The organism is Xanthomonas sp. D-109 (genome assembly GCF_017746095.1).
In the GTDB taxonomy this organism is placed as follows: domain Bacteria; phylum Pseudomonadota; class Gammaproteobacteria; order Xanthomonadales; family Xanthomonadaceae; genus Xanthomonas_A; species Xanthomonas_A sacchari.
Map to the genome: position 1 here is coordinate 174,364 of NZ_JAGHWV010000006.1, position 22,339 is coordinate 196,702.

General features: G+C 69.9%; 16 protein-coding genes. 7 read left to right on the forward strand and 9 right to left on the reverse strand.

Annotation, left to right across the window (positions count from 1 at the left end; all coding sequences use genetic code 11):
• Positions 1-46: 46 nt before the first annotated feature.
• Positions 47-1,687, reverse strand: coding sequence for a ShlB/FhaC/HecB family hemolysin secretion/activation protein (locus J7357_RS06860; protein WP_209245659.1), 1,641 nt, complete (start codon positions 1,685-1,687; stop codon positions 47-49).
• Between the two features lie 344 nt (positions 1,688-2,031).
• Between J7357_RS06860 and J7357_RS06865 the strand changes: the two genes are divergently transcribed.
• From J7357_RS06865 to pyrF, 3 genes are all read left to right on the forward strand, one after another.
• On the forward strand, positions 2,032-2,655 hold the full coding sequence (locus tag J7357_RS06865; RefSeq protein ID WP_209245529.1) for a hypothetical protein: 624 nt from the start codon (positions 2,032-2,034) through the stop codon (positions 2,653-2,655).
• A gap of 95 nt (positions 2,656-2,750) precedes the next feature.
• Positions 2,751-3,668 carry a 5'-nucleotidase, lipoprotein e(P4) family gene (locus tag J7357_RS06870; protein WP_209245530.1) on the forward strand — a complete coding sequence of 306 codons (918 nt, stop codon included), beginning with the start codon at positions 2,751-2,753 and terminating at the stop codon, positions 3,666-3,668.
• On the forward strand, positions 3,665-4,399 hold the full coding sequence (gene pyrF / locus J7357_RS06875; protein WP_209245531.1) for an orotidine-5'-phosphate decarboxylase: 735 nt from the start codon (positions 3,665-3,667) through the stop codon (positions 4,397-4,399). The genes J7357_RS06870 and pyrF overlap by 4 nt, the downstream gene beginning before the upstream one ends.
• Positions 4,400-4,577: 178 nt before the next feature.
• On the opposite strand, the gene J7357_RS06880 is transcribed toward pyrF, so the two are convergent.
• From J7357_RS06880 to J7357_RS06895, 4 genes are all read right to left on the reverse strand, one after another.
• A complete protein-coding gene (locus tag J7357_RS06880) occupies positions 4,578-6,095 on the reverse strand; it encodes a tryptophan halogenase family protein (protein ID WP_209245532.1) in 1,518 nt (505 codons plus the stop codon).
• Between the two features lie 118 nt (positions 6,096-6,213).
• Positions 6,214-9,243, reverse strand: coding sequence for a TonB-dependent receptor (locus J7357_RS06885; RefSeq protein ID WP_209245533.1), 3,030 nt, complete (start codon positions 9,241-9,243; stop codon positions 6,214-6,216).
• 91 nt (positions 9,244-9,334) lie between these two features.
• Positions 9,335-10,387, reverse strand: a complete 1,053-nt coding sequence (locus J7357_RS06890; RefSeq protein WP_209245660.1) for a LacI family DNA-binding transcriptional regulator — start codon at positions 10,385-10,387, stop codon at positions 9,335-9,337.
• Between the two features lie 14 nt (positions 10,388-10,401).
• The gene (locus J7357_RS06895) at positions 10,402-13,467 is read right to left on the reverse strand and encodes a discoidin domain-containing protein (RefSeq protein ID WP_209245534.1); all 3,066 of its coding nucleotides are present in this window, start codon (positions 13,465-13,467) and stop codon (positions 10,402-10,404) included.
• A 378-nt stretch (positions 13,468-13,845) separates the two neighbouring features.
• Between J7357_RS06895 and J7357_RS06900 the strand changes: the two genes are divergently transcribed.
• The 3 genes from J7357_RS06900 to J7357_RS06910 all read left to right on the forward strand — a co-directional run bounded on the left by J7357_RS06900 (position 13,846) and on the right by J7357_RS06910 (position 18,545).
• Positions 13,846-14,784, forward strand: a complete 939-nt coding sequence (locus tag J7357_RS06900) for a hypothetical protein (protein ID WP_209245535.1) — start codon at positions 13,846-13,848, stop codon at positions 14,782-14,784.
• The gene (gene plsB, locus J7357_RS06905) at positions 14,784-17,456 is read left to right on the forward strand and encodes a glycerol-3-phosphate 1-O-acyltransferase PlsB (RefSeq protein WP_209245536.1); all 2,673 of its coding nucleotides are present in this window, start codon (positions 14,784-14,786) and stop codon (positions 17,454-17,456) included. The genes J7357_RS06900 and plsB overlap by 1 nt, the downstream gene beginning before the upstream one ends.
• Positions 17,457-17,702: 246 nt before the next feature.
• The gene (locus tag J7357_RS06910) at positions 17,703-18,545 is read left to right on the forward strand and encodes a DUF2884 family protein (protein ID WP_209245661.1); all 843 of its coding nucleotides are present in this window, start codon (positions 17,703-17,705) and stop codon (positions 18,543-18,545) included.
• Between the two features lie 54 nt (positions 18,546-18,599).
• Here J7357_RS06910 and J7357_RS06915 read toward each other — a convergent pair whose 3' ends face one another.
• Together J7357_RS06915 and J7357_RS06920 are read right to left on the reverse strand one after the other, a co-directional pair.
• Positions 18,600-19,178, reverse strand: coding sequence for a DUF488 domain-containing protein (locus J7357_RS06915; RefSeq protein WP_209245537.1), 579 nt, complete (start codon positions 19,176-19,178; stop codon positions 18,600-18,602).
• A complete protein-coding gene (locus tag J7357_RS06920; RefSeq protein WP_010342388.1) occupies positions 19,175-19,378 on the reverse strand; it encodes a DUF465 domain-containing protein in 204 nt (67 codons plus the stop codon). Before J7357_RS06920 ends, J7357_RS06915 begins: the two co-directional genes overlap by 4 nt.
• A 165-nt stretch (positions 19,379-19,543) precedes the next feature.
• Here J7357_RS06920 and bamE point away from each other — a divergent pair, with 165 nt between their 5' ends.
• Positions 19,544-20,122, forward strand: a complete 579-nt coding sequence (gene bamE / locus J7357_RS06925; RefSeq protein ID WP_209245538.1) for an outer membrane protein assembly factor BamE — start codon at positions 19,544-19,546, stop codon at positions 20,120-20,122.
• A gap of 130 nt (positions 20,123-20,252) precedes the next feature.
• On the opposite strand, the gene J7357_RS06930 is transcribed toward bamE, so the two are convergent.
• Positions 20,253-21,620, reverse strand: a complete 1,368-nt coding sequence (locus J7357_RS06930) for an XVIPCD domain-containing protein (protein WP_209245539.1) — start codon at positions 21,618-21,620, stop codon at positions 20,253-20,255.
• A gap of 11 nt (positions 21,621-21,631) precedes the next feature.
• On the reverse strand, positions 21,632-22,105 hold the full coding sequence (locus J7357_RS06935) for a hypothetical protein (protein ID WP_244667334.1): 474 nt from the start codon (positions 22,103-22,105) through the stop codon (positions 21,632-21,634).
• Positions 22,106-22,339 lie beyond the last annotated feature (234 nt).

Consider the following 22,339-nt stretch of genomic DNA (forward strand, 5'->3'; position numbering starts at 1 on the left):
GGCAAAACCCATCGCGTTGCCTGCCGCCGGCCGGCGGCAGGACGTGTCAGAACTGGTAGATCAGGCGCACGCCGTAGGCCGGCTGCGCGCTGTGGAAGTCGCGCGGCGCGTGCAGGTCCCAGCCGGCAAAGCCATCCCAACTGAGCCCGCCGTGCGCGCCGCGCACGCCGACGAAGCCACCGACCAGGCTGCGCCCGGCCAGGCCGGCGGCGCTGGGCCCGGCGATGCGGCCGGCATCCACGCCCAGGTACGGGGTGATGCCCAGGCGCTGCACCGGCAGGTTGAGGCTGTTGCGCCAGTACGCGCCGCGCTCGGCGCCGAGGGTGCGTTCGCCGTCGAAGCCGCGCACGCTGTAGCGCCCACCCAGGGTGATGAATTCCGAACCCAGCAGCAGGTGCGGGGACGTCTGCGCATGCAGGCTGCTGTCCCAGCTCATCGCCACCGGGCCCAGCGCGAACGGCAGGCCGGCGCTGACATCCAGCGTCGTGACGCCGTAGCGGTAGCCGGGGAAGCCAACCGCCGGGTCGTAGCCGGTCCACTGCCCGTCGAACCAGGGCGTGCCGCGGCGGTGGCCCAGGCGCGTATCCAGTTGCAGCTTGCCCAGGTAATGGCGATGGCTGAGATACAGCTCGGCGCTGGTGGTGTGACGGCGCTGGATGCCGATCTCCACACCGTCCAGATAGCTGCGCGCCGCGCGCTTGGCCACCACCATGCCCAGCGTGGTCTTGCTGGTGCCGGTGCGGTGGATCACCCGCTGCAGATCCAGTTGCGCGCTGTCGGAGCTACCGCTGGACTGGAAGCTCTGGCGGAAGCCGTCCACCTGCTGGTGGTAGCGATACGACGACAGCGACAGCGAGGCCGTCCACCAGCCCCACGGCACGCTGTAGGACAGGCTGTTGCCGCGGGTGCCGCGCGCAGCGCCATCGTCCACCAGGTCGTGGTTGTAGCCGATCGAGAGCAGATCGTTGATGCCCAGCGGCGCATCCAGGGCGAAATCGACGCCACCCTGGTAGCGGCCGGTCGCCTGCACGCCCGAGTCGTCAGCGTTGAGCACCGCGCGCCACCGCTTGCTGCGCTGCACGGTGATCAGCAGGTCCGACTCGCCCGGCTGCTCGCCCGGGGCGATGTCGATCTTGGCGTCCTGCGACGGCACCCGCTTGAACTGCTCCACGCCCTGCTCGATCGCGCGCAGGTCGAGCACGTCGCCCGGCCGCAGCGGCAGCGCACCGCGCCAGAACACACGGCCGTCCGCCGACTGCACCCGCACCTGGCGCAGGCGCCCGGGCAGCAGTTCGAAGCGCAGCTCGCCGCGGGACAGGTCCTGCGCCGGCACGCCGATGCGAGTGGTGACGAAGCCGCGCGCGACCAGTTGGTCCAGCGCGCGGCGGCGGATCAGGTCGATGCCGGCCGTGCCGATGCAGCGGCCCTCGTAGCGACGCAGCGACTGCCACAGCCAGGAAAAACGCGCCGCGTCGGGGCCGCCGCCGCTGAGGCGGACGCGCTGGATCGGGAAGCACAGGGCTTCGGTCGGCAGGCTGGTGCTGCGCATGTCCGCCGGCGCTTCGGCCTCGCGCGGGCCCACGAACGGCGCCTGCCGATCCTGCTCCTGCTGCCGCTGCACCTGCTCGGCCTGGCGCAGCTGTTCCTGGCGGTCGAGCGTGCTCGGCGGTTCCTGCGCCTGCGCCATGGGCGCGCCGGCAAGCAGGCACGCAGCCAGCACAATGCGAGAAGCTCCTTTTCTCCAGCGATCCACTGCAACGTCCCCTGTGACGCTTCCCGCATTTGCCTGCAGGTACAGGCGCGATCGCGCTGCAGCGCACCAGGCGCCGCGTCGCGCGGTTTTCCGTACTGCGAAGTGTGGTGCAAACCACAACGCAGCGGCATCCGGAGGCTCCCGACACGCTGTCAGGAAATTCCCTGCAAAACAGGCACTTACGTGAATTGCGTCACTTTCATGGAGGATGCACGTCACAACTGGCGCGCGATCCACGGCGGCTGCCACACTCTCGGCTCACACCGCGAAGGCTCCGCATGCTGCCGCTCACCCTCCTGCTGGCCCTGGCCGCGCCCGCTGCGCCCGGCGCCGTGCCAATCCACACCGCCGCGCCCCCGACGCCGACGGACTGCCGCGCGGTATCGGCCGCGCTGGCCGAGACCAAGGTCTGCGATCCACGCCGCGGCGTCCTGCATCTGGCCTATCGCGCCGGCCGCGTCGTGCTGCAGGTGCCGGGGCGCGCACCGACCGTGCTGGAGACCATCCCACGCGCCTACGCACCGGAGCTGATCGGCAGCGCGCGCGCCATCCGCCTGCTGCCGACCCGGTTGCAGCCGTATCTGGCACGCGACCGCCTGCTGTACCTGTCGGTGCGCCGTTCCTCGCCCGGGGACGGACATGGTTACTGCGGCGCTGGGGCGGAGATGGCGCTGACCGTGGTCGACCTGCAAGGGGCGCCTGCGATCCTGGCCCGGGTGCCGGTGTCCAGTTGCCTGGACAACATCGATCTGGACGCACCCGACCTCGACGACCTGACGCCCTACGCCGTGCGCGATGGCCGCCTGCGCATCCGCTTCAGCACCTATGCCGGCCACGACAGTGCCGACCCCGTCGAGGCAGTGCTCGCCCCGGATCTGCGTGCGCTGACGTTCGCGCCCTGAGCGCGGCGGCCTGCCTGCGCCACCGCGCGCTGCGCCGCGCCGGTCATCGCAACCGGCTAAAATCCGCGGTTCATTCGCCCAGGTTCCCACGCCCGATGACGCCGATCGCCCGCACCGCACTGGCCTGCGCCGTGCTCGCCCTGTCCGCCTGCAAGCCGCAGGCGCAGGTCGCCGACCCCGCCGCCAAGCCGGCTGCCACCGCCACTGCCGCGTCGACCGCGTCCGCCGCCAACCCGGGCGCGGCCGACGACAACCTCAATGCGGTGCTGTGGATGCAGCGCTCGGCCGAGTACCAGGCCATGGCCGAGCAGACCTATCGCGCCGCCGCCGACCGTCTGGATGCGGCGCTGAAGGAACCGAACTGGGACGCGCTGGTGCCGGAGGAACGCGGCAACGCCGCCGCCGGGTTGAAGCCGGCGGTGGTGATGGACGTGGACGAGACGGTGCTGGACAACTCGCCGTACCAGGCGCGGCTGATCCGCAACGGCAAGGAATACGACGAGGTCACCTGGGACCAGTGGGTCGCCGAGAAGAAGGCCAAGCCGATCCCCGGCGTGGTCGATTTCGCCAAGGCCGCCACCGCCAAGGGCATCACCGTGCTGTACGTGACCAACCGCGCCGTGCACCTGACCGACGCGACCCTGGCCAACCTGCGCAGCGCCGGCCTACCGGTGGCCGACAACAGCGTGCTGCTGGGCCTGGGCACGGTGGTCAAGGATTGCGAGCAGAACGGCTCGGAGAAGAATTGCCGGCGCAAACTGGTCGGCCAGCAGTACCGTGTGTTGATGCAGTTCGGCGACCAGCTCGGCGATTTCGCGCAGGTGGTGGCCAACACCCCGGAGGGCCGCGCGCAGTTGCTGCAGCAGTATCACGACTGGTTCGGCGAGCGCTGGTGGATGCTGCCCAACCCCAGCTACGGGTCCTGGGAACCGGCGCTGTTCAACAACGACTTCACCCAGTCGCGCGCCGCCCGCCACCAGGCCAAGGTGCAGGCGCTGGAGCTGGCGCAGTGAGCCGCGCGCCGCTGGCGCTGGCGCCGCATGAGCGCCTGATCTTCGCCCTCGACGTGCCCGGGCGCAGCGAGGCGCTGGAGTGGATCGAGCGGCTCGGCGATGCGGTGGCCTTCTACAAGATCGGCATGGAACTGCTGGCCTCGGGCGAATACTTCGACGTGCTGGACACGCTGGCCGGGCGCGGCAAGCGCGTGTTCGTGGACCTGAAGTTCTTCGACATCCCGGCCACGGTGGGCGGGGTGATCCGGCGGCTGTCGCAGTGGCCGGTGGACTACTGCACCATCCACGGCTGGCACCCGGCGATGATGCAGGCCGCGGCCGAGGCCAACGGCAGCGACATGCGCCTGCTGGCGGTGACCGTGCTGACCTCGATGGGCCGCGCCGACCTGGCGTCGATGGGCATCGACCGCGCACCGGAAGACGTGGTGGTGGAGCGCGCGCTGGCCGCGCAGGCGGCCGGCATCGACGGCGTGATCGCCTCCGGCCAGGAAGCGGCACCGATCCGCCGCGCCACCGGCGCCGGCTTCTCCATCGTCTGCCCGGGCATCCGCCCGGGCGGTCCGGTCGGCGACGACCAGCAGCGCACCGTGGGCGTGGCCCAGGCCTTCGCCGACGGCGCCGATGCGATCGTGGTCGGCCGGCCGATCCGCCAGGCCGCCGATCCGCGTGCGGCGGCCGAGGCCATCCAGCAGGAGATCGCGGCGACGCTGGCTGGCCGCTCTAGTCATTGATTTTAAATCAATGGTTTAGGCGATAAATTCTAAAGTGTTGCTTTAGCTTCGGCGTGCCGGTAGCATGCCCAGCGTCCGGCTCTGCCGGAGATGTGCCATACCGTTCTCCGGCTTCGGTCGGATTTGAAGAGGCCCGCGCCTGGTGCGCGTGGCCTCTTTTTTTGTGCCCGCGTCGCGCTCAGGCGGGCCTAGCCGCGCAATAGCGGTCGATGAAGGCCTGGTGCGGCGGCATCGCGTCGGCGCAATGGCCGATGGTCTGCTCGACGCTGGCCATGAAGCGCTCCAGGTCGGCCTGCGGCACCTGGTCCACCAGCGGGTGGTAGGCGCGCGGCAGGATGCCCTGCCCCACCATCACCTGCACCCAGCTGATCTCGGCGAACATCTCATCGCCGTTGCGGTAGAAGCGACCGCTGTCGCGGAACAGGTCCAGCGTCTCCTGCAGTTCCGGCGTGATCGGCATGCTGCGGCAGTGCCGCCAGAACGCGCTGTCGTCGCGCTCGGTGGCGTGGTAGTGCAGCAGCAGGAAGTCGCGGATGCGGTCGAATTCGAACGCGATGCGCTCGTTGTAGCGCCGCACCAGCACCGGGCTGATGCCCTCGCGCGGGAACAGTTCCAGCAGCTTGGAGATGCCGGACTGGACCAGGTGGATGCTGGTCGACTCCAGCGGCTCCATGAAGCCGCTGGCCAGGCCCAGCGCGATCACGTTGCGGTTCCACACCTGCTTGCGGCGGCCGGTGACGAAGCGCAGCGGGCGCGGATCGGCCAAGGCCGGGCCGTCGAGGTTGGCCAGCAACGTGGCGGCGGCCTCGTCGTCGCTGATGTGCGCGCTGCAGTACACGTAGCCGTTGCCGGTGCGGTGCTGCAGCGGAATGCGCCACTGCCAGCCGGCCGCGCGCGCGGTGGCGCGGGTGTACGGCGTGGGCGGGCCGACCTTGGCGCAGGGCACCGCCAGCGCGCGATCGCACGGCAGCCAGTGGCTGAAATCGTGGTAGCCGGTGTGCAGCGCCTGCTCGATCAGCAGCCCGCGGAAGCCGGAGCAATCGATGAACAGGTCGCCGGCGATCGTTTCGCCCGACGCCAGGCGCACCGCGCGCACGTCGCCCGATTCCGGATGCAGCTGCACCTCCTCGACGATGCCCTCGCGCCGGGTCACCCCGCGCTGTTCGGCGTAGCGACGCAGGAAGCCCGCGTACAACGCCGCATCGAAATGGTAGGCGTAGGCGATGTTGGCCAGCGGCGAGTTCGGCGGCACGTCGGTGGCCGAGGTCATGAAGCGGTCGCGCTTGGCGGCGACGGTGTTGAGCGTATAGGCGCCCAGCGGCTTCGCCTTGCCGGCCAGCGCCTGCTTGAACCAGTACTGCTGGAACGGCAGCAGCCCGAGCGGATGCCCGATCTCGGTGCCGAAGCCGTGCACGTAGGACGTGCCGGGGCGCTGCCAGTCGGCAAACTCGATGCCGAGCTTGAAGCTGCCCTGGGTGTGGCGCACGAACTCGGCCTCGTTGATGCCGAGCAGGTTGTTGAAGGCCTTGATGTGCGGCACGGTGGCCTCGCCGACGCCGACGATGCCGATCTGTTCGGACTCGATCAAGGTGATGCGGTAGTCCGGACACAGCACACGCGCCAGCGCGGCAGCGGCCATCCAGCCGGCGGTGCCGCCGCCGACGACGACCAGGTTGCGGAGAGGAGCGGCGATCATGCGTGCATGGTCCTGTACCGAAGAAAGGGGCGACCGCAAACGCGGACGGGGCCACGCGGCCCCGTCCGTTGAAACCCCACGCACGCCGGTCGGGCACGCGCGTGGGTGATGCGGTGGATCAGAACTTGGCGCCGATCTCGAAGGTCACGGTGCGCGGCACGTACATGATGTCGCCGGTCTTGTTGATGCTGATGTTGGGATCGTACCGGCCATTGCTGCCGAAGTCGTTGTAGACGTACGTGTTGTAGTTCTTGAAGTTGAAGGCGTTGAGCAGGTTCACGCGCGCCGACATCTTGAAGTCCTTGTACACGGTGAAGTCCTTCGACGCCTGGAAGTCGACCGTGCGGTAGCCCCAGATCTTGCCGCCGACCAGGAATTTGCCATTGCCCGGCGGAATCGCCGCGACCTGCTGGCAGGTCGCACCATCGGGATCGGTCTTGCCGTAGCACGCGATGGTGTTGATCGGTTCCGGCGTCGCCAGCACCACCTTGGCACCGAAGGTCATGCCCCACGGACCGTCGATCGAGCCGGAAGCCACGAAGCGGTGGCCCGCCACGGCGTCGGACTTCACGAACGGATAGTCGTGGATGGTGGCCTTGTCGAAGCCGAACGGCTCGTCGATGTTGCGGTTCTGACGCGCATTGGTGTGCGTGTAGGACAGGGTCAGGCCCCAGCCCGATTCCTTGGTGTAGGGCTTCTCCGCCGACAGCAGCACCTGGGTGGTGCGCTGCTCCAGGCCATTCATGCCGATGATGGTGTTCTTGTAGCCGGGCACCGGCTCGCCCCACGGCGCGCTGCCGTTCTGGAAGTACGCGCCGTTCGGGTAGCGGTTGATCAACGACATGGCGAAGCCGTCGTAGCTCAGATTGCGCTGCACGGTCACGTCGGTCAGCCAGTCGCCGACCTGGTTGCTGATGCCGATGCTGTACTGGTCGCTGTACGGCGTCTTCAGGTGGTTGTTGAACATGAACAACTCGCCGCTGCCGCTGACGCCGGCGATCGCGTTGAGGTTGTCCATGCCGTTGAGGTACTTCGTATCCCACGGCACGCACACGCGATCGCTGCGGTAGCACTGACCGGTCGCCGGATTCTGGAAGAACACCGCGACCGGCGACAGCGCCGCCTTGCTGGTCTCGTACGCCATCTGCTCGAAAAGATTGCGGTCGTACGACCGCCCGGCACCGCCGTGCAGCACCGCGGACTGATCGCCGAAGAAGTCATAGGAGAAACCCAGGCGCGGCTGCCATGCATCCTTGAAGTTCTTGCGGTTGTGGCCGTTGCTGATGTAGTCGGCGGCATTGACGCCGCTCGGCAGCAGGCGATCGGCCCAGGGATGGCCCGGGTTCGCCGGATCGTCGGAGTACAGCGCCTGCACGAAAGCGGCCGAGGTGACGAAGTCGGTGTAGGCCGGGTTGTCCTCGTAGTCCCAACGCACGCCGATGTTCAGCATCAGCTTGTCGTTGACCGCCCAGTCGTCCTGCAGGTAGATGCCGTACTGCTTGGCCTTGGTGGAGACCACCGCGCTCTGGCCCGGGGTGGCATACGGCGAATAGAAGTCAACGCGGTAGGGCGTGGAGGCCACGCCGTTGGCGTCGACCGAGTAGCTGAACTGCGGGTTCAAGGACGCGGCATCCTGCGCCGTCAGCTTGATGTCCTTGTAGTTCACGCCCATCTTGATGGTGTGGTCGCCATGCCACTGGAAGCTGGTGAAGGTCAGGTCGTTCTGCAGCGACCAGCCTTCCTGCTGACGCTTCTGCACGCTGGCGCCACCGGCCGGTCCGGTGGACAGGAAGTTGTACTCGCCGATGTTCGGATCGGTGTAATCCAGGTAGTTATAGATCACGCCGTTGCCGGTGCTCATCGGCAGCGGATCGTTGCGGCCGTCCTCGCGGCTGACGATCAACTCGTTGTACCAGGCATCGGCGCTATGCGCCCAGCGCAGCGCGACACGCTTGTCCTTGTTGATCTTGTCCAGGCCGTGATCGGTCGCGTTCTGCCCACCGACGTTGTCGGTCTGGGTCTCGTCGCGGACCTGCGCGCTCAGTTCGAAACGGTCGCGGTCGGTCGGCTCGAAATCGATCTTGCCGAAGTACAGGTCTTCGGTGAACGGCAGGTTGGCCGCGCCGTACTGGCTGGACAGGTTCGCCGGCAGGAAGCCGACATACGGCGCCGCCTTGGCATCGGGATAGATCGTGCGCGGCACGACATTGTCCTTGCCTTCGTAGGCGAAGAAGAAATGCATGCGGTCCTGCAGGATCGGGCCGCCGATCGCGAAGCCGTATTCCTTGGTCTGCGAGTCCACCTTGTTGCCGGTCGCTTCCTCGGCCGGGCTCTTGTCGCGCAGATCCTGGTCGGTGTAGCGGTAGAACACCTCGCCGTGGAACTCGTTGGTACCGGACTTGGTGGCCGCGGTGACCGCCGCGCCGCTCACCTGGCCGAACTCGGCCTTGTAGTTGGAGGTGATGACCTTGTACTCGCCGATCGCCAGCTGCGGGAACGGGTTGCCCTGGCTGTCGTTCTGGCCGGCGATACCGCCCTTGGCCACGTAGCTCTTCTGGCTGACGCCGTCGATGTACAGATTGCCGGCGCTGCTGTTGGAGGCGCCACCGCGCAGCGTGGTGTGACCCTGCGAGTCGATCTGGAACACCATGCCCGGCACGGTGTCGGCGAACTCCAGGAAGTTACGGGTGGCCTGCGGCAGCTGCTCGATCTGGTGCAGCGACACCACGTTGCCGACTTCCGAGGTCTTGACGTCCTTCAGCAGCGGCGCGCTGACGGTGATGGTATCCAGCGTGGTCGCGTTGCCGCCGGCGGCCGAGGAGCCGGCGTCAAGATCGACGGTGGACGAGGACGCCACCTGCAGGGTCACCGTCTTGGTGACGCCGTTGGCCTCGACCTTGTAGGTGCCCGGCGGCAGGCCGACCACGGTATAGCTGCCGTTGGCGGCGACCGGCGCGCGGCGCACCGAGCCGGTGGCGATGTTGGTGACGGTGACCTCGGTGCCGGCCTGGGCGGCGGCAACCTGACCACGCAGCGTGGCGTTGCTGGACTGCGCCATCGCCGGCATCGTGGCGAACAGGCAGGTGGCCAGCGCGCAGCACAGCAGGCTGCGTGCGGGCAGATTCGAGGCGGAACGCGGTTTCTTCATGACGAAAGCCCTCCCAGGGCGGTCAACGGGATCATTGTTGTGTTCTTCTAGGTGCTGCAAAAAAACGACATCGGTACTGCGCGCGTCGGTGTCAGTCCATGGCGGTCCCTCGCTGGGCACTGGAAGCACGAACGATGAGTTGCGGGGCGATCGCGCCAGCCGACGCTGCCGACGCTGCCGACGCCGCCGGAGCGGCGTGCGGCTCCAGTGCGGCGAGCAACAACTGCATGGCGCGGGCGCCGAAGCCGGCGATGTCCACGCGCATGGTCGTCAGGGCCGGATGCACGTAGCGTGCCATCGGCACGTCGTCGAAGCCGGCCAGGGCGATGTCCTCGGGCACGCGCAGCCCGGCATGGGTGAAGGCGAACAGGCAGCCCAGCGCCATCATGTCGTTGGCGGCGAACACCACGTCCGGGCGCTGGCCCTGCAACAGGGCTTCGCCGGCGCGGTAGCCGGAGGCCTCGTCGAAGGCGCCGGGCAGCACCAGCGGCGCCACCTGCGGGCAGCGCTCGCGCAGTTCGTCGCGATAGCCGCGCAGGCGCTCGCGCGCGTCGAAGTTGTCGTCCGGCCCAGCGATGAAGGCGATGCGGCGGTGGCCCACGTCCAGCAGGTGGCGGGTCATGGCGCGCGCGCCGCCGTAGTTGTCGACGTTGAGTACCTGCGCCTCGCCGATGCGCTCGGCGCAGTTCATCAGCACCGCCGGCAGCGTGCCGGGCAGCATGTCGGCCGGATCCTCGGCATCGCCGGCCAGGGATGGCGACATGATCAGCAAGCCGTCCACGCGCCCGGGCATGCGCCGCACCGCCAGCCGCTGCTGCTCCGGTTCGCCGTGGTAGCTGGACACCAGCAGGTGCAGGCCGCGCTCGCGCGCCACCGTATCGATGCCGCGGATCAGTTCGGAGAAGAACTCGCCGTGCAGGTCCGGCAGCACCACGCCGATGGTGTGGGTGCGGCGGCTGCTCAGGCTGCGCGCGGCGTGGTGCGGCACGTAGTGCAGGGTGCGCGCGGCTTCCAGCACGCGCGCGCGCACCGACTCGGCCACGTGCTGGTGGCCGTTCATGGTGCGCGACACGGTCGCCACCGACACGTTGGCCAGGCGCGCCACGTCCTTGATGGTGATGTTGGCGCGCTGGTCCTGCGCCATGACGGGGGGCGGGCTCACCAGCGTGCCTCCAGGGTTCGGAACGGCTTGGACAGGGTCACGCCGCCGGCGTCGTATCGGTCGATCCGGCGGCCGTCCACGCGCACCTGGGTCGGCCGCGTGCGCGTCGGCCAGACCACGCGCACGGCGGTGCCGGCGCGCAGGCCGCTGTCGAGTTCGACGCGCAGCCGCCCGTCGCGCTGGCGCGCGCGCAGGCCGAGCGTGCCGTAGGCGGTGGGCAGGCGCTGCACGGCCAGGCCATCGTCGGCGAGCCAGGCCGGCGGCACGCCGGGCAGCAGCACCAGCGCGTCGTCGCCCTCGTGCATGAGCATGCCGAACAGCGTGCGCGCGTACTCGGCGCCGATCCAGGTATGCGGCATGTCGCCCAGGTAGCGCGGGAAGCGCAGCCGCGATTGCACCACCTCGGCCAGCACCTGCCATTCGAACGGGCGGCGGTCGCGCAGCAGGTCCTGCAGCAGTTCGTCGGCCACCTGCGGCTGGTCCAGATGCACGTAGGTCAGCACGTTGCGCATCTCGTACGGGGTGTAGGCCCACAGCGCATTGGGCTGCTTGCGCTGGCGCACGTCTTCCAGGTAGCGCGCGAAGGTGGTGCGCAGCGCCGCATCCGGCAGCAGGTCCTGCTGGCCGGTGGGATCCAGGGCGATGGAGACGCTGGTCGGATCGCCGTCGCCCAGGTCGGCCGCAGCCGGAATGTAGTCCGCGCCCTTCCACGCCATGGTGGCGCGGATCGAGGTGGCCAGCGAGGTGCGCAGCGCCGCGTACTGTTCGCGCGCCCAGGCCGCGGTGGCGGCATCGCCCAGCGATTCGGCCAGCCAGGCGCCGTCGTGCCAGCCCTTCAGCGCCCAGTAGTCGTCCCAGTAGCTATGGGTGGGGCTGGAATAGCCTTCGTGGCTGATCGACGGGGCGAGGATGCCGCGGAAGCGTTCCGGCGCGGGTTGCTCGGCCATGTAGCCCGGCACCAGGGTGCGCTCGCGCAGCTCCTGCAGGAACTGCATCGCCAGCTTCACCTTCGGCAGGTAGGCGCGCACGCTCTCCGGGCCGCCGTCCAGCCGCGCCACGTCGGCGACCAGAGCGATGTACTCGCCCTGGCTGTCGTACTCCAGGTCCGAGCCGAAACCGTCGTTGACGCTGCCGTCGTCGTTGAGGATCGGCGAGACCAGCCCGTTCGGGTGCACCGCATGGTCGCTGTACCACTGCAGGTAGTCGCGTGCGACCTGCGCCTGGCCCATGCGCAGCAGGATCGCCGAGGTGGCCATGCCGTCGCGGATGAAGGAACGGTTGTAGTTGCGCGGCCCCGGCTGCATCGCCGGGCCGGTCTGGTTGATCAGCATGTAGGCGGCCTGCGCGCGCAGCATGTCCACCAGGCTGGCGTCGGGCAGGCGCAGGCCGACGTTGCCCAGGCGCTGCTGCCAGTCCGCGGAGACCTGCTCGGCCAGCGCGTCGAAGCTGCGGCCCGCGTCGCCACGGCCGGCGGCGAGCAGGGCGTCGCGGTCCAGCGGCGGCGCCGGCGGCAGGCGGCCCTGGGCGTCGGCGCTGGCAGTGCCCAGCGGGAACGCCAGCACCACGTCCTGTTGCGCACCCGGCGCCAGGCGCACCGTGTAGGTCAGCATCGCCGCGGCCAGGCCGTCGGCGTCGTGCGCCTGGTGCTGCGCCGGCAGCGTGCCGGCGGCGACATGGCGGGTGATCTCGGTGGCGCCGTTCGCGCCGAACGCCTCGGCGCCACCGCCGCTGGGCGTGCTCAGCGAGGTCAGCAGCGCGCGGCCGTCGACCTGCACGGTGCCGCCGTCGACGGCGATATCGTGGATCGGCGACAGGCCGCCGTTCTGCCACGGCGGATTCATCTGCATCGGCCGCACCAGCAGAGAGAGGGTGCCGCTGACCGGCGTGGTGCCGATGTTGCGCAGGCGATGGCGCAGCAGCGTCACCGGCTGGCCGCCGCGTTCGATCGCGAAGGTCTCGCTGCGCAGTTCCAGCCCCGGCTGCGGCGACCAGCGCACCGACGGCATCGGCTTCCAGCCATCGCGCAACGCGTGGGTCAGGGCATGGCCGTCGGCCCCGGCAGCGGTGCCGGACACGTCGCGCCACAGCGGCTGCACCAGCGGCGCGCCCTTCCACGCCTCCAGGTTGCCGTATTCGTCGAAGATCGACTTCTGCCGGCCGGCGTGGATGCCGACCGCGGTCCAGTAGGTCTGCTGCATGTGCAGCGAGGCCGGGAACAGCACGCGCGTGGCGCCGCGCTGCGCGGCGACCTGGTAGCGCTTCATCGGCGTCATCACCGCCTTCGGCCCCAGCAGGCGCAGGCGCGCCAGGGTTGGTGCGACGCCACCGGGCGCGGCGTCCACGCGCAGGCGCAGCGCGCGCACCGGCAGCGGCGCCGTGCCGGCCAGGTAGGCGCTGTCGCTGTCGCCGGCCTGCGGATCGTCGGCCAGCGTGCGCCAACGGCCCGCGGCATCCTGCGCCTGCAATTGCGCCGCGCCATGCGCGCCGGCGAACTCGACGATCAGGCCGGCGCTGTCGAACGCGCGCGGGAAGGCGATGTCCAGTTGCCGCGCCTGCGCGCCCTTGCCCGGCATCGCCACCGCCGCACCGCCCTGCCACAGCGCCGCAGCGTCGGCTGCGGACACGCCACGCAATTGCGCAGCGTCGGCGCCCAGCGGCTGCATCTCGTAGATCGACACGCCCCAGTCGGCGCTGCGCGCGGGCGCGGCCAGGCGCAGGTAGCGGGCCAGCTGCGGCGCGAAGAACACCGTCTCGGTGCCGCCCAGCGAATCGGTCATCGTGTAGACCGTGTCCCAGCGCTGGCCATCGCGCGAGGTCTGCAGCAGGAAGCCCTCCGGATTGGAGGTGTCCCACTGCAGGCGCACGCCGCCGACCTGCGCGGCGCGGCCCAGATCGATCTGGAACCAGTGGCCGGGACTGAAGGCGCCGGCAGTGCGGGTGCTGGCGTCGCCGTCGATCAGATAGCCGATCGCCTGCGCCTTGACCTGCTTGGAGGAACTGGATGCCTGCCATTGCGCACGCGGCGGCAGGCGGCCGTCCTGCGCCTGCACCGGGGCCGTCATCGCAAGTCCGCACAGGACTGCAGACAACACCCAGGCGCAGCGGCGCGCGCCACCGTGACCGAGCACTCGGATGATCTCTGACGAATATCGCACTGGGTCCCCCGGCCAGCACCGCCTCAATCGAGGTGGGCGGACGTTAGCAGCAACTGCAAGCGGTTACATGATGCGTTGCAACATGTGCAATCCCCTGGCACGTCTGGTCATACGCCGACATGCCTGTCCCGACCGTCCCACGCCGGGTCATGAAATGTCCTGCCGCGACAAGCCCAGCCCCCTGGATGCCTGCCAGTGCTCCCCGCGCCACACCCCCGCCCGGCTTGCCGGAATCGCCCGCGCCCAGCAAGATGCGGGACGTTTTGGGGAACGAGCCCGCACCGTATGCCGTCCTGCCCGACCCGGGTCATCTCCTCGCGCGCGCTGTGCGTCCTGCTGTTGGCGATGCTCGCCCTGGCCGCGGGCGGATGCAAGCGCACGCCCGCCGAACTGCCCGGCGCCAGCGCCGAGCCGGCCGCCGCGGTGCGCACGCTGGCGCGCGCGCTGCAGCGCAACGACCTGCTCGGCTACGCCCAGGCCGCGGTGCCGCCGGCCCAGTACCAGCGCCTGCAGCAGGCCTGGAGCGAAGACCGCAGCCGCTGGCCGCTGACCGAACTGCCGCTGGCCGAACGCCTGCCCGAGGTACTGGACACCCTCGCCGCGCCGGACGCCGAGCGCCAGCTGCAGCGCGCCTTCGACGCGCAGTTCGGCGGCCAGGCGGCGAGCCTGAAGCAGGCGGCGCACTCGCTGGGCCTGTTCGGCGTGCAGTTCCTGCGCAATCAGGGCCACTACACGCCCGAGCAGCGCGGCCATTACGTGCAACTGGTGCAGGCGCTGAGCGCCTGGGCCGCGCGCGCGCCGCTGTCCGAGCGCAAACGCGCGCAGGCGGCGCTCGCGCGGCTGTGCGCGAGCGCGCGCCGCACCGGCGTGCGCAGCGATGCCGACCTGCGCACCCTCGGCATGGACGACAGCCTGCGCCGGCTGGGCCCGTTCCTGGCCGACCTCAAGGCGGTGCTGGCCGACTACGGCCTGGACCTGGACGCCAGCGCCGGCGCGCTGCGCACCGGCCTGGTGAACCAGCAGGGCGACCAAGCGGTGGTGCGCATCCAGTACCCGCTGGACGGCGAACAGATCGACACCACCGCGGTGCTGGTGCGCCGCGACGGGCACTGGTACCTGCGCGACACCCTCAGCGAGGTGGATGCGCTGCTGGCGGCCAGCGCCGGCACCGCCGCCGCGGCCGCGGCACCCGCCGCCGACCCCGCTCCGCCGGCTAAGCGATAATGGCCCCGATGCCAGAACAAAATCCCCTCCCGTTCCCCGACGACGCCGCGGCCGCACGCGCGGCCGACGCGGCCCGTGCGCCCGCCGACGCGTCCCCCGCCGACCCCGGCGCCGCGCCCTCTTCGACCGTCGTCCCCTCCACCCTGCCCGTGGCCGCGCCCGCCGCGCGCCAGGGCAAGGGTCCGCTGTGGGCGCGCCTGCTCGGCCGCCTGGCCGATCCCTGGCTGGGCCTGAAGATCGAACCGGCCGAGCCCGGCCAGTACAACGACGGCCGCCCGGTGGTGTACGTGCTGGAGGACTACGGCCTGTCCAACGCGCTGATCCTGGACAAGGCCTGCCGCGAATCCGGCCTGCCCTCGCCGCTGGTGCCGCTGCCCGGCGACCCGCTGGGGCGCAAGCGCGCCTACCTGGCGTTGTCCCGGCGCAGCAGCAACCACGCGCTGCTGCCGGAACAGCGCGGCGCCAAGACCCACTCCGATTCGCTGGCCAAGCTGCTGCAGGCGCATCGCGAGCGTCCGGAGCTGGACATCCACCTGGTGCCGGTGTCGATCTTCGTCGGCCGCGCCCCGGACAAGCAGAGCGGCTGGTTCGCCGTGCTGTTCTCGGAAAACTGGGCGCTGGTGGGCAGCTTCCGGCGCCTGCTCGGCGTGCTGCTCAACGGCCGCAGCACCATCGTGCGCTTCGCCCCGCCGGTGTCGATGCGGCAGACGGTGGAGGAAGGGCTGCCGCCCGAGCGCACCGTGCGCAAGCTGCAGCGCGTGCTGCGCACCCATTTCCGGCGCATCCGCGAGGCGGTGATCGGCCCCGACCTGTCGACCCGGCGCCTGCTGGTGGACCAGGTGCTGGCGGCCGAGCCGGTACGCGAGGCGATCGCCGCGCAGGCCAAGCGCGACAACAGCAAGCCGGTGGACGCCTGGCGCAAGGCGCACGCCTACGCCTGGGAGATCGCCGCCGACTATTCCAGCCCGGTGGTGCGTTCGGCCAGCTTCCTGCTGACCCACGTCTGGAACCGCATCTACGCCGGCGTGCTGGTCCACCACCTGGACAAGCTGAAGGACGCCGCGCCCGGGCACGAAGTGATCTACGTGCCCAGCCACCGCAGCCACATGGACTACCTGCTGCTGTCCTACCTGCTGTACGAACGCGGCATCGTGCCGCCGCACATCGTGGCCGGCATCAATCTCAACCTGCCGGTGGTCGGCACCCTGCTGCGCAAGGGCGGCGCGTTCTTCATCCGCCGCTCGATCAAGGGCAATGCGCTGTACTCGGCGGTGCTCAGCGAGTACGTGGCGCAACTGGTGGCCGGCGGCTACTCGATCGAGTACTTCGTCGAAGGCGGACGCTCGCGCACCGGCCGCCTGCTGCAGCCCAAGGGCGGCATGATCGCGATGACCCTGCGCGCGTTCCTGCGCCAGCCGCGCAAGCCGGTGCTGTTCCAGCCGATCTACGTCGGCTACGAGAAGCTGATGGAAGGCAACAGCTACCTCGACGAACTCAGCGGCCGGCCCAAGGAGAAGGAATCGATCTGGGCGCTGCTGTGGGGCATCCCCAAGGTGCTCAAGCAGAACTACGGCCAGGTGGTGGTGAACTTCGGCGAGCCGATCCCGCTGAGCCAGGTGCTGGCGCAGCGCGCGCCGGAATGGGACGGCCAGCCGCTGGGCGAGGACGAGAAGCCGGCCTGGTTGAACGGCACCGTCGATGCGCTGGCGCAGCAGATCCAGGTGCACATCAACGCCGCCGCCGACGTCAATCCGGTCAACCTGCTGGCGCTGGCGTTGCTGTCCACGCCCAAGCACGCCATGGGCGAGGCCGACCTGATCGCGCAGATCGAACTGTGCAAGAAGCTGCTGGCGGAACTGCCGTACTCGGACCGGGTCACGGTGACCCCGCACTCGCCCGAGCGCATCATCGCCCACGCCGAGGAGATCAACGTGCTGACCCGCACGCCGCATCCGCTCGGCGACGTGCTCAGCGTCAACGGCGACAACGCGGTGCTGCTGAGCTACTTCCGCAACAACGTGCTGCACCTGTTCACTGCGTCCTCGTGGGTGGCCTGCTGCTTCCAGAACAACCGCCGCATGAGCCGCGCCGGCCTGCTGCGGCTGGGCCGCACCGTGTACCCGTTCCTGCAGGCGGAACTGTTCCTGCCGTGGAGCGAGGACCAGTTCGCCGAGCGCATCGAACGCACCATCGAGGTGTTCGTGCGCGAAGGCCTGCTGCTGCAGCTCGCCGAGGACGATGGCAGCGTGCTGGCGCGCAACACCGGGCAGACCGACGAAGTGTTCCGCCTGCGCGCCATCGGCCACTCGCTGCAACAGGCGTTCGAGCGCTATTACATCGCCATCTCGGTGCTGGTGAAGAACGGCCCGGGCAAGCTCGGCGCCGGCGAACTGGAGAGCCTGTGCCAGCAGGCCGCGCAACGCCTGAGCCTGCTGTACGCGCCGGCTGCGCCGGAGTTCTTCGACAAGACCCTGTTCCGCGGCTTCATCCAGAAACTGCGCGAACTGAAGCTGGTGTGGCCGGACGCGAACAGCAAGCTGGTGTTCGACGAGCGGCTGGATGCGTGGGCGAAGGATGCCAAGTTCATCCTTGGCCGCGAACTGCGCCACACCATCGAGCGGGTCAGCCCGGAAGCGGCCAAGGTCGAGGAGCCCCCGGTTCCGCAGGATTGAGGAAACGCCCACCTCCGACCGCCGCGCGGTGGCATTCTGGCGCGTGGCGACGCGCCAAACACAAGGGCGCCCTGGTATCACTGCGGCGCGGCGCGTGGCGACGCGCCAGACACAAGGGCGCCCCGCTATCACTGCCGCGCGGCACAGTGACTTCCGACACGCGACCGTGGGCCGGTGCGGCCCGAGCATGCTTGAAACTCCCTGCTGCGGGTTCCGGCGATGCGCACAGCTCCTCTCTTCGCTCTGTTGCTGCTTGCCGGCTCCAGCGGCCTCGCGTGGGCCGACCAGGACGATGACGGCGGCAAGCACGACCATCGGCCGCAGGTGTCCTCGCGCCAGTGCGGCCTGAGCACGCCGTTCAACGTGCTCGCCGACACGGGCGGCATCTGGCTGACCCGCAGCGACGGCGATGGGCCGCGCGAGATCTTCTTCCATGCCGGCGAATTGAGCGTGGATCACCGGGTGCAGCAGATCGGCGACGCCGATGCGCAACGGCTGCTGGAGATGGAACGCGAAACCCGTGCGCTGATGCCGCAAGTGGCCGACCTCTCGCACGAGGTGGTCGATCTCAGCTACGACGTGCTCGGTTCGGTGGTGGAGATGCTGACCGGCAGCGCCGGCAACGCGCGCAAGATCGAACGGCTGCGCACGCACGCCAATGCCTACGTCGATGGCACGCTCGGCAAGGGGCGCTGGGACCAGGAGGCGTTCGACGACCGGTTCGAGGACTACGTCGAGACGCAGGCGGAGAGCTTCGTGGGCAGCATCACCCGTCACGTGCTCTGGCAGGTCATGACGGGCCGTGGGGACGCCATCGGCGACCGCGCCGACCGCATGGATGCCGCCCTCGAGGCGCGGCTGGATGCGCGCAGCAAGGGGATCGAGACCAAGGCGCAGGCGCTTTGCGCGCGGGTGGTGCGGCTGGATCAGCTGCAGCAGGCGCTGGAGTACCGCTACCGCGGCCAGCCCCTGCGCCTGCTCGCCGCCTCCGAGGACGGTACGCCTGGGCAGAGCACTGCCGCCCTCGTCGGCACCGACGATACGCCGCGCAGCAATGCGGTCACGGTGCCGTCGGTCCCGACGCATTGAGCCTGACGCCGCCGCTGGAGCGTGGCGACGCACCAATCGCGCTGTCAGCACCGCTCAGGCGTCGAACAGGTCCCCGGTGCGCGGTCCGGCATCCGCCGCATCCGGCGGATAGACCAGCTGCCCCTGCGCATCGCTGCGCGCGGCCGGATTCAGCGTCGCCGGCTCCTGGCGGCCGATGTCGATCAGGTGCACCACCGGGTGGCCGTGGTGCAGCAGGTGGTCGCAGACGATCTGGCGGTGGCACTGCCGCCAGTACGCCTCGGCGCACATGATCGCGCACGCGCCGTCCTCGCCGAAGGCCTGCAACTCGGCCAGCGCCTCGGCGAATTCGGCGCCCAGCGCGTAGTCGGCGTAGTTGTGGAAGCCGACGCTGCGCCAGTGGCCGTTGCGCTGCGGATCGACCCCCGGCTGCCTGCCGCGACGCCCGCCCAGGGCGCGGAAGTGCCGGTAGGCGATGCCTGCCGCGGCCAGCGCCGGCGCCAGCGCGCTGCCGTCGAACTGTGGGAATCGCCGCGAATATGGAAACGCGCGCACGTCGGCCAGGCGGGTGACGCCGACGCCCTGCAGGATCTGCAGGAAGGTCTCCAGGCTGCGCGTGGAATGGCCGACGCTGAAGAAGGTCGCCGCGCTCACGCCGGTTCGTCGGGGATCAGCAGATGCTCCAGACGCATGATGCAGTCCTTCAGTTGCAGCTTGCGCTTCTTCAGCCGCTTGGCTTCCAGCTCGTCGTCCAGATTGGCCGGGATGCGCTGCAGCTGTTCGTCGAGCGCGCGGTGCTCGCGACGCAGGGCGTCGATGCGCAGGGAGATCTCGGCGGGCGTCAGGGTGTCCACGAGGTTCGAGCATACACAGGCCGGCGGTCCGCCGTCACCGTGCAACGCGCCGCTATCCGGGGCGCGGGCCAGCCGGCACAATGCGCGCGGGCGCCGCGGCGGAGGCGGCGCCCTCCCACCCTCGTGCCACCCGCGGCAGGATCGCCGCGCCGAAAGGAGTCAGCCATGCGTTCGTTCCGTTCCCCGTTCGTTCTCGCCCTCGCCCTGGCGGCAGCCCTGCCGCACCTGGCCGCGGCGGCCGATCCCAAGTTCTCCGGCTTCCTGTGCTGCAACATGCGCAGCGACGGCAGCTGGATCAGCGACAGCAACTACGCCGAAGACGGCAAGCAGGTGATTCCGGCCGGCACGCCGGTGCAGGTGACCGGTTACGGTCGCTACCGGGTCAATGTGTTGATCGACGGCAAGAAGCAGTCGATCGGCAACGACTACAGCCGCGACCTGGGCAACGAGGCCTTTGCCCAGCGCTACGTGGTCGCGCAGGATCCCAAGGCAAAGCTGGCGGCCTACCCGCCGAAGATCCGCGAGGCGATCACCGCCAACCGCGTGACCAAGGGCATGACCCGCGAACAGGTGCTGATGGCGCTGGGCTATCCGATCACCAGCGAGAACCCGAGCCTGGATGCGCCGCTGTGGCGCTACTGGCTCGACAGCTTCAACGAGTTCCAGGTGTCCTTCGACGGCACCGGCAAGGTTGAGAAGGTCACCGCCGACCCGAAGACCCAGAACCTGGTCTGGCAGCCGTAAGCCCAGTGTGCCCTGGCGCCGCGCTCCCGACGCGATGGGAGGCGGCGCGAGCGGCGCGCCGTGGCCGCGGCCTGCCACGACCATGGCCCACCGAGGCGGCAGTACCGCGCGCGCTGCCGCCCTGCTGCGCTCAGCGGCTCAGCACCTGCGGCGGATCGTTCCGCGTCGGGCCCTGTTGCGACGCCTGCAGCGCCTGTTCCTGCTCCTGCGCCTGGCGTTGCGCCTGCCCCTGCTGCGCCCCCAGTTGCTGCAGTTGCTGGTAGGTCTCCTGCGCCGGCCGCGCGATCGCCTCGCTGGTCGGCATGTGCGCGCGGTTGGCGTAGGGATCGGGCGAGACATCGCCGCCGCTGCGGTACACGAACGCCAGTTCGCCGCCCTGGTAGGAAGCAGTCGGTCGGTTGAAGCCCACCGCCAGCTGGTCGCGCTCGCTGAAGCCGTTCTGCCTGGCCAACAGGGTCAGACTGGCGGTCATGCGCTCGCTGTTGTCGTCCCACCCCTTGCCGATCGCCTGTTCGGCCTGGGCCACGCCGTTGCGTACCCGCTCGTGCAGGGCGCGGTCTGCGGCACCCGGCGCGGCAGTCGGCTCGCTGGCGCGCGGCGCAGGCGGTTCGGGTGTCGGCGCCGGTGCGGAGCCATCGCGGAATCCCGCCGGCAGCACATCGCCCGGCACCTGCGCGGCATCGATGCCGAGCGCCTTCAGGTCGGCATGCACCACCGGCGGCGTGCGCTCGGGGTGCTGCGCCTGCGCCCGGTCCTCGGCATCGGCGATCTGCGCCAGCGCGCGCTCGCCATAGTTCTGCGGATAGCCGCGCGCGTCGTAGAACAGCTTGCCCATCGCCTCGACGTTGCGCGGATTGTCGGCGTCGATCTTCAGATCCTTGCCGAAGCTCAGCCCGTCCTTGGCGGTGTAGGTGGCTTTGCTGCCCACGCCGTGCTTGTCGATGTAGCTCGCCATCTCGCTGCTGGCGTTGTACAGGTCCTTGAGCGTGGCCTTGGGGTTGTTGCGGGTGACGTAGTCGGCCAGCGTGTTGACCCCGGCGATCTCGTCCTTGGCCTCGCGGGTGCGCTGTTCCTGCCCGTAGGCCTTGAGCGTGGTGGTGTAGTCGTGCGGCGAGGGCGAGGCGGCGATGCCGTCGACCTTGGCGGCGAACGCGGCATCGCTGCGGTCGATGGCGGCCTTGTTGATGGCATGGCCGATCTCGTGGCCCAGCACGATGCGGGCGGTATTGGCCGAATCGTCGCGCGGCGCGTTCATCCTGGCCGTGGCCAGCACGTCCATCGGCAACTCGATCTGCCCGGTGCGCGGGCTGTACGCGCCGGTGCCCGCCTCGGGACTGGGCGCAAAGCCCGACAGCTGCTGTTGCCCGATCGCCTGCTCCACGCGCGAGCGCAGCTCCGGCGTGTTGTCCAGCATCTGCCGCAGCGCCTGGCCTTCCTTCGGATGCGCCTGCGCGAAGGTGTCGACCATGCCCTTCAGGCGTTCGTCGTCGTGTGCCATCTCCGCGCTCCTTAGCCGTCGACCAGGATCTGCAGCATCTCCACGCACGCCTGCGCATCGTGCTCGCCGGCGTCCTTGCCGACGAAGGCGTACACCGCGACCGCGCCGCGCTCGAAATGCCAGCGACCGGCGCTGCCCTGACGTGGCGGTGCGATCCAGCGCGGCACAAAGCCGGCCGCGACCAGTGCCTGGCGATACGCGTCCAACGATTGCGTGCACTGCGCCGGCGCCGCGCCCGGCGCGGGGGTAAAGCGCAGGTCCAGCCGCGACGGCGGGGCAGCGTCGGCATCGGCGACCGATTCCAGCGTGTAGCCGCCACCGCCGGCGAGCGTGCCGGACGCGCTGAACGCATGCCCGCCTTCGTCCTCGACCTGCAGACCCGTCTGCGCCGCGACCTGCGCGGCGACCAGATCCTGCCTGCCGCCGATCGCCAGGATCAACCGTACTACGCCTTGTGCCAGCTGCTCTGGCGTCATCTCCGACATGGTCCGCTCCGTGTGTGCAGGGGTGATCGAGGGGGAAGAGGAATGCGCGCCGGCACAGGCTGCCAGCAGCGCGGTGGCCAGCAGCAGGGCCGCGCGCGGCGCCGGGCGCATGCCGGCTGCGCGCCGCGACCGGCGGCCATTGCGATGAAACATCCGCTCCATGAAACGCCTCTCCGTCGAGCGCCTGCCGCGCACCGCAGCGCGGCCAGGCTTGGGTGTGCGATTGTAGCCAGC

Bases quoted from the DNA above. Each gene is read 5' to 3' on its own strand.
- J7357_RS06860 (WP_209245659.1), bottom strand. From the start codon at position 1,687: ATGGCGCAGGCGCAGGAACCGCCGAGCACGCTCGACCGCCAGGAACAG.
- J7357_RS06865 (WP_209245529.1), top strand. From the start codon at position 2,032: ATGCTGCCGCTCACCCTCCTGCTGGCCCTGGCCGCGCCCGCTGCGCCC.
- J7357_RS06870 (WP_209245530.1), top strand. From the start codon at position 2,751: ATGACGCCGATCGCCCGCACCGCACTGGCCTGCGCCGTGCTCGCCCTG.
- J7357_RS06880 (WP_209245532.1), bottom strand. From the start codon at position 6,095: ATGATCGCCGCTCCTCTCCGCAACCTGGTCGTCGTCGGCGGCGGCACC.
- J7357_RS06885 (WP_209245533.1), bottom strand. From the start codon at position 9,243: ATGAAGAAACCGCGTTCCGCCTCGAATCTGCCCGCACGCAGCCTGCTG.
- J7357_RS06890 (WP_209245660.1), bottom strand. From the start codon at position 10,387: ATGGCGCAGGACCAGCGCGCCAACATCACCATCAAGGACGTGGCGCGC.
- J7357_RS06895 (WP_209245534.1), bottom strand. From the start codon at position 13,467: ATGACGGCCCCGGTGCAGGCGCAGGACGGCCGCCTGCCGCCGCGTGCG.
- J7357_RS06900 (WP_209245535.1), top strand. From the start codon at position 13,846: ATGCCGTCCTGCCCGACCCGGGTCATCTCCTCGCGCGCGCTGTGCGTC.
- plsB (WP_209245536.1), top strand. From the start codon at position 14,784: ATGGCCCCGATGCCAGAACAAAATCCCCTCCCGTTCCCCGACGACGCC.
- bamE (WP_209245538.1), top strand. From the start codon at position 19,544: ATGCGTTCGTTCCGTTCCCCGTTCGTTCTCGCCCTCGCCCTGGCGGCA.
- J7357_RS06930 (WP_209245539.1), bottom strand. From the start codon at position 21,620: ATGGCACACGACGACGAACGCCTGAAGGGCATGGTCGACACCTTCGCG.
- J7357_RS06935 (WP_244667334.1), bottom strand. From the start codon at position 22,105: ATGTCGGAGATGACGCCAGAGCAGCTGGCACAAGGCGTAGTACGGTTG.